A 10,878-nucleotide genomic window follows, 5' to 3' on the forward strand; every position below is an offset into this window, starting at 1 on the left:
GCCCGTCCTTTTTGGACGGGCGGGACGCCCATCCCACTTTCAAGAGTGGAAGTTATTTAATTCTCATTCCTTAGTCGTCTTCAGACGACTTTAGCTTTGAGGCTCTTGTTTCAACCCCTGTCGGACTGTCGGACTATCGGTTGCACGTTAAGTTGACACCTACGGGCACGGCGCTTTCCCTACAGGGGTTTTAACCCCTGCCGGACTGGGGTTTTGACGTTTTTGGGCACAGGATGAAGGGCAAGGCGTCTAAGTGCTTACCCATAGCTCAAGATGGATGCAATGGCTAAAATAATGTGATTTCTACCTAAAGGAATAGATATTTGCACGCAGTATCTGTCACAATCTTTTTTAAGAAATGTTAACGTGAGACATCTTGGGAATTACCAGTTCCGCTCACCCACTCTAAAAATCCTTGAAGTGAATTCTGTCGGGGTAGCGATTGTTCCGTAGCCGCGAGCGCAAACCCGAAAAAGACCACACTGCCCAAAATGGCAATCAGCGGAAAAGGCTTACCCAGCCCAAAGTCCCGCTGAAGGCGAGCTAACGGTCTGCTCTCGCGCCTGAGCATCTTTCCTACCGTCAGTTGTTTGAGACTAAAAGGATCGCGCACAAAATGACCGCTCCAGCTAATTACCATATGAGAATGGCAGTGGGGGCAAGTGAATAGTCCACTGACCATCCCGACTGGGCCTACGACGCTGGAACGGTTGCAGATCGGGCAAGTGACAGAATGAGTGTTATAGGTGGGAGCGTTCATAACTGTTTTTCTTGAGTAAAAAAAACTAACAAGTAATTGGTAGCCTGTGTTAACGCTTAAGGTATAGACCTTGAGAGGCACTTTTCCTTAATTCCTAGTTTACCGCTCCAATCGGGTCGATCGGAGCTCAATCCTTGGGAAAACCTTCAAATTGCCAATCCCGTAACGAGTGCAAGTCGGGAGCACAGGTGAGATTATATTGCAAGGGAGTTACGGTTATTCTGTTGTCGCGAATAGCTTGTACGTCTGTAGGAATATCATGAGGCACCGCCGAATCGGCGATTTCTTCTACATCTTCTAACAATTCGCCAGCCAGCCAATAATAAGTTTTGCCGCGCGGATCGGTGCGCTTTTGAAATATGTCGAAATAGCGGCGAATGCCTTGACGGGCGATCGCAACTCCGGTAATTTCTGCTTGTGTGACTGCCGGTATGTTGACATTCAACAGCATCGGTTTGGCCATTGGCTGTTTTTCCAACTGTGCCAGCAAGGTGACAGCGAAATCCACCGCCGGCCCAAATTCCTGCGAAGTAAAGCTCGCGAGGCTGAAAGCAATGCTGGGAATACCTTCCATAATTCCTTCCATTGCTGCCGAAACCGTGCCCGAACAGATGATATCCGTGCCTAAATTAGGCCCGTGGTTGATACCGGAAAGAACAAAATCCGGCGGTTTGTCAAGTAAAGCCCACAAAGCAAGTTTCACGCAGTCGGCGGGAGTACCCGAACAGGCCCAAGCTTGGACTCCGGGCTCAAAAATAGATTCGACAATTTCGGCGCGGATGGGTTGGTGCAAGGTAAGGCCGTGGCCGGTAGCGGAGCGCTCTCTGTCGGGACAAACTACACTCACATCGTGGCCAGCGGCGGCGAGAGCGTTGGCGAGGCTGCGGATGCCTTGTGCAAAGATGCCGTCGTCGTTGCTAATTAAAAGTTTCATTGAAATTTTTATATGCCTTATAGCAATCTTAAACTAGATTCAACTACGGCGATCGCTCTAACATCGAATTACTTATTACAAATTATCCGTAACTGCCGAAAATCTAAAATCTAAAATCTAAAATCTAAAATCAACAAGGCTGTAGAGCCAAAATTGCGCTAAACTCAACTTGGCCCAAAACTGCCATCAATCTAAAATCTAAAATCTAAAATCTAAAATCTACCAGACTGTAGAGCCAAAATTGCGCTAAACTCAACTTGGCCCAAAACTGCCATCAATCTAAAATCTAAAATCTAAAATCAACAAGCTGTAGAGCCAAAATTGCGCTAAACTCAGCTTGGCTCAAAACTGCCATCAATCTAAAATCTAAAATCTAAAATCTAAAATCAAAATGACTGTCCAGCTAAGCGACATTGAAACTCAACTAGAAGCCCTCGGTCAAGAGTCCAAAAGTGCGATCGCCAGTGCCAATACCCTCGAACAACTCGAACAGTTGCGCGTCGGCTACCTCGGCAAAAAAGGCCAACTCTCTCAAATTTTAGGCATGATGGGCAAACTGTCGCCAGACCAGCGGCCCAAAGTAGGTGCGATCGCCAATACAGTCAAAGAAGCCCTGCAAGCAGATTTAGAAGACAAGCGCGCCGCCCTCCAAATAGCCCAAATCCAAGCCAAATTAGCCTCAGAAACCATCGATGTCACCATGCCGGGGATTTGCCGCCCCCAAGGCCGCGTTCACCCCTTAAACGCCGTCATAGACCGCGCTCTGGATATCTTTGTCGGCCTCGGATACACCGTCGCCAACGGCCCGGAAATGGAAACTGATTATTACAACTTCGAGGCGCTGAACACCCCGCCAGACCACCCGGCGCGGGATATGCAAGATACATTTTACCTACCAGGGGGCGACTTACTGCGGACTCAGACATCATCAGTGCAAATTCGCTACATGGAACAGCACAAACCGCCGATTCGGATTGTCTCTCCCGGCCGCGTTTACCGCCGCGATACTGTCGATGCTACTCACGCCGCAGTCTTCCACCAAATTGAGCTTTTAGCAATTGATGAAGGTCTGACATTTACTGACTTGAAAGGCACAATTAAAGAGTTCTTGCGGCAAATGTTCGGGCAAGATTTGCCGATTCGTTTCCGCACGAGTTACTTTCCGTTTACCGAACCTTCGGCCGAAGTTGATTTGCAGTGGAACGGCAAATGGCTGGAAGTTTTGGGCTGCGGAACTGTCGATCCTAACGTTCTTAAAGGAGTGGGTTTAGACCCAGAAAAGTATACTGGGTTTGCGGCCGGTTTTGGTGTCGAGCGGTTCGCAATGGTACTTTATGAAATCGACGACATTCGCCGGGTTTATGCTAGCGACTTGCGCTTTTTGCGGCAATTTTAAAGCATGGTTGGGGGTCGGTTCTACAAACCCTCTAGAGATTTTGCTTAAGCTACATCAATTTTGCAGTTTCAAGTAAGCAGACAAGAGCCACAAAACCATAAGATATGGTGGGCGGGTGAGTGCAAGTAACTCTTGCTATCCGACTTCTTTCAGGTCAAAACCCGCCCCCTCACATCAGTTTATTCATGCCCGCTTACTTAAGTAGACAAGGACTTTGCACTTACCTACTTATTTATTTCCTACTTGCTAAAAACACCCTTGATGCTGTCAACAGCGCTCTCTACAGCATTCTTGGTATTATCTACTGCTTTCTGAGTCCGAGCTGAATCTTCCGATGCTCTTTTCTCAATTGTGGCCGCATCTTTCTTAGCTTTGCGCTCTACTACACTACCATCCTCCGATGCTCGATCGACTTTAGCAGCATTTGTCTTGGCAGTTTCCTTAACCTTCTCTTCTGTATCTCGGATGAAGTTCTTGGTTCGTCCAGCATCTTTGCTGGCTTTTTGTTGAGCCGCATCGCCCGCATCTGCTGCTGCGATCAAGTTTACAGCAGGAGAGGCCATTGCTGCGGTGTTGGAGAAGAACACACCAGACCAAACGAAGGCCATCGCTGACACGCAAAGCACAGTTGTAGCCATCCAGCGCCCGACAGTCGAAAGCCGTTTCGTAAAAGAATTCAGTTTCATACAATACACAATGAGATATGACATTCTATTTCTACTCGATCAGAGCGCTCAACTGAACCGTTCTCTAGAGAGAGGTTATCCGCCAACGAACGGTTAAAAAATGTCCCTCTTTTGATAGATGGACGCAAGGAAAGTCAGTCAATTTTAGATTTTAGATTTTAGATTTTAGAGTTGACTCCACAACCGCCATTTGGAATCTTGAACTTTGGTGAGTTGATTGTAAATGTTAGGTTAAAGATTAAACAATTGATTAAGGAAAGTCAGTCAATTTTAGATTTTAGATTTTAGATGTTAGATTTTAGAGTTTACTCCCCAGCCGCCATTTGGAATCTTGAACTTTGGTGAGTCGATTGTAAATTTTAGATTAAAGATTAAACAATTGATATCGATTCCGGTGCAACCGGAATCGATATTAAACAGCATTGATGCGGGTGGGTGAATGTACTTCACTCAGTTGAAATCGGCTGTATTTACGAATAGGTTGTTTCCGAGATTGTGTGTGGGATATCAACATATAATACTTAACAAACAACTAATGACTAATCACAATTTAGTAAAAAAGTCAATACCGTTTCATCAATTCCCTTTAGTTTCAAAGGCTTATATTTAACAATGCGATTTTCCTCAACATAATCTGCCACCGCCGCCGAAATTAGCACCGTGTTTGGTTCCGTCACCTCTTGCAAGCGGGCGGCAATATTCACGCTCGGCCCGATCGCAGTATAATCCGATCGATCGGGGCCGCCAAACATCCCCACCACCGCAGTACCCTGGTGAATTCCGCAGCGAAACCGCACCGGAGGGACGCCATTTTCCCCAACAATTCCCTGCTCCAACCAGCCCTTGTTAAGCTCCTTCAGAGCTCGCAGCATTTGGTCAGCAGCAGCCACAGCGCGGCGTACTTGCTCATTAGGCGTTAGTTCCTCCGGCGCGCCAAAGAAAGCCATTACCGCATCTCCAACAAACTTGTCCACCGTACCGCCACTGTCAAAAATAGCCTTAGTCATTGCCGCCAAATATTCATTCAACAGCTCAGCTACCCGGCGCGAGCGCAGCGTATTTGCCATTTGAGTAAAACCGACAATATCGCTAAACAAAATAGTAATCAATCGCGGTTCCGGGCGCAAATCCAAGGCCAAATCTCCAGCCGCTGCGGCCTTCACCATCGCCGGCGGCAAAAATCGGCGCAGCACCGACTCAGTTAAATAACTGTTCAACTGCTGCACTCGGCGCTCGTTTTGTTTGAGGGCGAGCAAATTCCGCACTTCCGCCAACAATTCTCTATCATTAAAAGGCTTGGACAAATAAGCATCAGCACCCCTTTCTACTCCTTCAATTCGAGTATCTTCGTCGGCTTTAGCAGTCAGCAAAATTGCCGGAGTTCCCTGCAATTCCTCATCCTCTCGAATCATCCGAATCAAATCCAATCCCGAAATCAAAGGCATCATCAAATCAGTTATAATTAAATTAGGGCGACGTTTTTTAGCCACGGCAAATCCTTCTTCTCCGTTGCGGGCGAGCAAAACTGCAAAGCCGGAATCTCGCAGAATGGCCGAGACATAAAATCGCAAATCTGGATTGTCGTCAACTACCAAAACCGTTCCCACTGCTGTTTCTGATCTGACAGGTTCGAGCGCCTCAAAGTTATGATTTTCTGCCTCATTTTCCGACAAATCCGCCTCCACATCTGCCAGTTCCACCGCAGCTTTGGATGAGTGAAACTCCGCAGGTATTTCTAGTACCTGTTCCGGGGGCAAGTGAGTCGAACCAAAGTGCAGCCAAACGGTAAAAGTAGTACCTTCGCCGTAAACTGACTCAACTGAAATTTGACCGCCGTGGAGTTCGACTAATTCTTTGACAAGTGCCAAACCTAAGCCGCTGCCTTCGTAGGAACGGCTAGCTGAACCTTCGGCTTGGTGAAACCGCTCGAATAAATAGGGAATTTGTTCGGTGCGAATGCCGATACCAGTGTCTTTTACTTGCAACAAGCAGTGAGCGCCGGCCGATTCAACTTTGAGGGTGATAGTTCCGCCTTCTGGGGTGAATTTGACAGCATTTGACAGCAGGTTGTAAATCACTTTGTCAAATCTTTCCAAGTCCAAATAAAGTAAAGGACATTCTTGCAGTTGGGTAATTAAGTGCAGTCCTTTTTTCTCGCAGTAGGCGCGGAACGACTCTGCGGTAGAGTAACAGAAACCGACTAAATCGCAGGGGCGGAAACTCGGCTGCATCCGTCCGGCATCAAGCCGCTGCAAGTCCAGCAGTTGATTTACCAAGCGCAGGAGGCGGCGGGAATTACGCAAAGCGATTACGGCTTGTTCGTAGGGCAAGTCTTCTTTGCGTCTGCACGCTGATTCTAGAGGGCCGATAGTTAGAGTTAGAGGCGTGCGGAACTCGTGGGAGATATTTTGGAAAAATTCGGTTTTGAGCCGATCGGCTTCCAGAAGCCGTTCTGCCTGCTGTCTGGTAGTCTGGTAGAGGCGCGACTGCTGCACGGCCAGAGCAGCTTGAGTTGCGACTATTTGAGCCAGGTCAATGTCTGAGATGTTCCAGCGGCGGATGCTGTGATTTTGGCGCAGGGAAATGCTGCCGATGATTTTGCCTTCTGAGAGTAAGGGAACGACTAACAGGGCGCGGGCTGGCGATCGCACTTGCAGTTCTGTAACATTTAACTCGGGGTGTTCGTCGAGATCTTCGATCGCCACCGGCTCTTTTGATACCATAACTTGCAACAACAGCGGATTGCCCCGAATCGGCACCAAAGACTGTGGCAAAGAAGGATGGGCAAAAACCCAGGCGCGAGTGTTCTCAGCAGCATCACCAGAAGCCGTGTCGTAGCCCAGAGGGTTCGCAACTAGCTCTGGATTGTCAATAAAACCCTGTTCTACAGCCACGGTATCCCTATCTGTGTCGTATAGCCCCACGCATTGGACGTATTCATCATCTTCTGTCCACAGAGATAGGGCGCAGCCGTCAACTTGCAAAGCTTGGCCGAGTTGTTGAGTAATGGCTGCAAAAATATTTTGGGGATCGAGACTCGATCGAATTGCCGTAGTAATAGTATTGACTAAGGCCTCGCGCTTGGCCAGCGCCCGCACCTGTTCGTAAGCCCGGGCTTGAGAAAGCGCCAAAGCCGCTTGGTCTGCCACGGTAATTACCAACTGTACCTCGTGGTCTTGCCACTGGCGCCGTCGATCAAACTGGTGCAGCGCCAAGACAGCCATCAGTTCGATTTTGTAAAATAGCGGTACGATCAAGCTCGATCGAATATTCGCAGCTTCGTAAGCCTGCTGTCGTTGGTGATTATCCCAGTTTAAAACTCGATCGTCAGTTTGGGCATCTTGAATCACCTCCACATCCCGAGTTTCCCAAACCAAATCCGGCAGCAAATCCGGGGAGAGTTCGGCCGCAGAAGCATCACCTGGCATCGGTTCCTCATCGCCCCCCAACCCTTTAGTTTCTGCCTTCTGGTAAACGAACCACTCATCGGCCACCCGGCCGTCTTGGAACGGCCGCAGCAGACAGCAACTCACCTCAAACATCTGCCCGACAGTTTCCACAATTCTTTGCAGCATTTGCTGGTAATTGGGAGCCGATCGGATAGTATTGGTAACGGCATAAAGCAGCGATTCTTGGCTCAAAGCACGGCGCAGTTCATTGGTGCGCGTTTTCAGAAGATTGTGAGTCTCAACAGCTTGACTGACAAGATTTATCAGCTCTTGAGCATCCCAAGGCTTGGTAACGTATTTGAATACTTTGCCAGCGTTAATAGCTTCAACTAAATCTTCAACATCCGTATAGCCAGTTAAAATAATTCGGATCACATCGGGGTACTGAGCCGCCGTCAAGCTGAGAAACTCCGTACCGCTCATTTTTGGCATTCGCTGGTCGGAGATAATCACTGCTACTTCTCCCTCTTTTGCCAAAATTTCGAGAGCAGCGGGGCCAGATTCGGCTCTGAGCACTTTGTAGTCTCGATGAAAGGTGCGGTAAAGCAAGTCGAGGTTATCCGGTTCGTCATCGACGATCAGAATTTTTAGCTTAGGATTTTCTTGGGAATTCATGCACCGTTCTCCTGTGCCCCGGGGCTGTTCGATTTAATAAGTCTGATAAAAGGAAGAATTCGCCGATTTAAATTGCTGAAGTCATACCATTTTCGATTTTCGATTTTCGATTTTCGATTGCGAATGACTGATGACATAAGGGTTAGGAGTTTGCCGAGAGTGCCATTATTTTGGGAAAATGGTATCACAATAATTCGTGGATATGAAGTTGTTGTGAGTAGGCAGAGGCAAGCATCAACCTTGATTTTTGATGTCTGGGTTTTCAATTCGGAATTCTTCTGAGCCACAGTTCTTCTGTCGTGCACCCCAATTTTATTATTTAATGATATTCACATAAACTCATCTCCCGATAGATAATTTTCTTTCACCCCTTACCTTTATGCAGCAGGAGAGCAAACACACATCTGGCCATTTTAACGGGAGCATCTCAATGAAAGCAGCCCAGCTAGAAATTGGAGTTTTGAGGCAGGAGGGAAGAGGCAGGAGGCAGGAGGGAAGAGGAAGAAGGAAGGAGCCAGAAGAAGTATTTTTACAAATATGAGATGCTCCCATTTTAACTGCCGTTTGGATATCTCCGAATACATAGGAATAACCGTCCTGATTGTGAGTTGATTGGCCAAATTTATGTTTGCTCCTGGCTCCTGGGAATATTTTATTTGGTATGTGAAAGCTGCCCGCAGCAAGATACAATAGACAACCAACATCTTCCCCTGTGTTTTTTTCCCACAAGTAACAGCAACTTTAACAGTCAGCCAAGGATAGCGACCACCATCCGGCGCCGAGCCCCTGACTGATATTCGGGGGTGGCCCACAGACCACAGAGGTCTCTGTGGGAGTGACGCAATTGCTGTACCATTTTAGTTAGACTGGCACTTTTTTCCCGATCTCGGCATTTTTTGTGCCTCCTGCAGACCAACGCCCAAGCCAATTACTGCGGCGAAACACCGCAAGATCGAGCATCCATCTGTTAATCTTAGCTAGGGATGTACTCTGTGGAAACCGATCGGTCGATTTTAGATTTTAGATTTTAGATTTTAGATTTACTCCACAGATGAATCGGGGAGCTTGAACTAGGGTCTAAAATTTAGATCTGTCCCCGACGAGTGTCGGTGGCTGGTATCGGTTTTTGGGCAGGGTGAATCAGCTCGATCGAGGTTTTGAAGGTCTCGCGCGCAGCAGAGTATCGAACCGACGGGGAAAACCTCTGCAGACAGTTTCCAGGCATCCAAATTTAAATTGGAGGTTGGAAAATTACCCCCTAGCTCAACAGGTAAGGCCGGTTCGATGGGGGACGGGCGATGGATAGCCCAGAACTGCTGAAAGCTGGGTTGCCAGGCCGGGGGCGACGGGGAACATCCGACGCGCGATCGTGCCCGGTGTTAGTATGGTCAGTCGTTGAGTTTTTCAACTACCGCTTGACGGATAAATTATATTCGATCGGGTATTTCCCTAAGCAGAGAGCGGTAGGATTCCGGGAACCTGACGTTAAAACCTTTGTAATTGTTTTTAATACCTTGCCCGCTAAGCTGTCGCGCATTTAATTTGTAAGCTACTGTTTACTTAAACTCTTGTGATGTCGGCCGAAAGCCAGGGATCAAGCTTCAATTTAAAGGCCAAATAGCTTATCCACCAATCTAGTATTAGGGGATGAGTTTTATTTTTTCATAACTAGAGTATTAACTGCTAAAAATTTTCCCTTTACCTCAAATACTACTTAAAGTCAAGCAGCAAAAAATGTAATTTAATCTGGCTAATAAACTATGCCTATAAGTTACGTTATAAGATCAGTATAACATCAGTGAATTTTCTAAGAGGGTAGCTTAGAAACCCGCGTAAAAAAAATCATATAGTGGCCTGGCATTGTGAATCCTTCATTTTTTTCCTCACCATCTCACCAACAACAAACTCCTGGACTTTCTGGTTTTTCGATCCGGGTGGCTGCGCCCAACGACTTAACGCAGCTAGCTGATATTTTAGCCATGAGCTTTCACTCCCGCGAGGGGTTTGTAGAATGGGTGTATCCAGTGTTGCGTTTGGGCATTTACGAAGATTTAAAAAATCGGCTGCGTTCTAAGGCAGAACATTACATTTGTCTGGTTGCTGAGCTAGTCTCGCGCGAGGAGGGAACGCAGAATTATCGATCGCACCGAGATCAGCGCTTAACAGGAACAGTAGAAATGGCCCTACGTTCTCGCTTTCCTTGGCAAATCCCTAATTCTGACTATCCTTATTTGTCGAATTTAGCCGTTCACCCGGAGTACCGGCGGCAAGGGGTTGCTCAACAATTGCTCAGCAACTGCGAGGAGACAGCCAGAGAATGGGGATTTTCTGAGATTTACCTCCACGTTCTGGAAAATAATCACGCGGCGCGACAGTTGTACTATCAAGCCGGCTATCGCTTGCAACAGGCGGATTGGAATTGGACTGGTTGGCTGTTCTGCCAGCCGCGCCGGCTGTTTTTACGCAAGCAGATTTCGCTATCCTAAGCTAAGTATTTGAATTGATCGTGGGGAATTGGGGATTCGCCAAGAAAAAGGAAAAAATAGCTCTTCTTTCCTTCTATTGTGAATCAATGGAATGGGAATGGGGAATTATTGATGAATTTTAGTTTGCTCTTAAGCCCGATCGCACAACCCACTAAAATTAGTTTGATCGAGCGATTAAAAGGGCGGGTTTTTGAGATTGTCAATTATTGGCAGATATTTTTCGTGAGGGGAGCCCCTACCGTATTAGGCGTAATCGACCGGACATGATATTATATCAAATGCGGTAGCCTCGTCGGGCGTAAAATCCCGTCAATAATCACGGACGCTGCAACAGGAATTAATCGAATTAATCTGCGTTAATCTGTGTTTATCTGCCCACATCTGCGGTTTTTTTTTTTTAATCTCGAACCGCAGATGACAAGGGATTGACGCAGATTCACGCCGATAATAAGAGATTTATGAATAATCCCGATGCTAAGCTGTTGTGCATTTAAAACGCATATTGGTATAATATAACATAATGATATTGAGAAAAAGTTAATGCCTGCTAAA

At 47.1% G+C, this 10,878-nt stretch carries 8 protein-coding genes; 3 read left to right on the forward strand and 5 right to left on the reverse strand.

The features are described 5' to 3' along the window. Positions 1–361: 361 nt before the first annotated feature. Positions 362–760: a hypothetical protein gene (locus tag QUA16_RS33565; protein WP_333108768.1), complete on the reverse strand. Its 399-nt coding sequence runs from the start codon at positions 758–760 to the stop codon at positions 362–364. A 127-nt stretch (positions 761–887) separates the two neighbouring features. Next, complete coding sequence (gene surE, locus QUA16_RS33570) at positions 888–1,694, reverse strand: 5'/3'-nucleotidase SurE (RefSeq protein WP_333108767.1); 807 nt, start codon at positions 1,692–1,694, stop codon at positions 888–890. Between the two features lie 391 nt (positions 1,695–2,085). On the opposite strand from surE, the gene pheS reads away from it, so the two are divergent. Next, positions 2,086–3,090: a phenylalanine--tRNA ligase subunit alpha gene (pheS, locus tag QUA16_RS33575; RefSeq protein WP_333108765.1), complete on the forward strand. Its 1,005-nt coding sequence runs from the start codon at positions 2,086–2,088 to the stop codon at positions 3,088–3,090. Positions 3,091–3,329: 239 nt separating this feature from the next. Here pheS and QUA16_RS33580 read toward each other — a convergent pair whose 3' ends face one another. Together QUA16_RS33580 and QUA16_RS33585 are read right to left on the reverse strand one after the other, a co-directional pair. After that, the gene (locus tag QUA16_RS33580; RefSeq protein WP_333108763.1) at positions 3,330–3,776 is read right to left on the reverse strand and encodes a hypothetical protein; all 447 of its coding nucleotides are present in this window, start codon (positions 3,774–3,776) and stop codon (positions 3,330–3,332) included. 539 nt (positions 3,777–4,315) lie between these two features. Continuing rightward, entirely contained in the window at positions 4,316–7,840 is a 3,525-nt protein-coding gene (locus tag QUA16_RS33585) for a response regulator (RefSeq protein ID WP_333108761.1), read from the reverse strand. Between the two features lie 1,298 nt (positions 7,841–9,138). Here QUA16_RS33585 and QUA16_RS33590 point away from each other — a divergent pair. Next, on the forward strand, positions 9,139–9,381 hold the full coding sequence (locus QUA16_RS33590) for a hypothetical protein (RefSeq protein WP_333108760.1): 243 nt from the start codon (positions 9,139–9,141) through the stop codon (positions 9,379–9,381). A 321-nt stretch (positions 9,382–9,702) separates the two neighbouring features. Continuing rightward, positions 9,703–10,326 carry a GNAT family N-acetyltransferase gene (locus QUA16_RS33595; RefSeq protein WP_333108759.1) on the forward strand — a complete coding sequence of 208 codons (624 nt, stop codon included), beginning with the start codon at positions 9,703–9,705 and terminating at the stop codon, positions 10,324–10,326. A 356-nt stretch (positions 10,327–10,682) separates the two neighbouring features. Here QUA16_RS33595 and QUA16_RS33600 read toward each other — a convergent pair. Next, a partial coding sequence (locus QUA16_RS33600) for a hypothetical protein (RefSeq protein WP_333108757.1) occupies positions 10,683–10,878 on the reverse strand: 196 nt, incomplete at its 5' end.

It is taken from the genome of Microcoleus sp. S13_C3, from assembly GCF_036700905.1.
In the GTDB taxonomy this organism is placed as follows: Bacteria; Cyanobacteriota; Cyanobacteriia; order Cyanobacteriales; family Microcoleaceae; genus Microcoleus.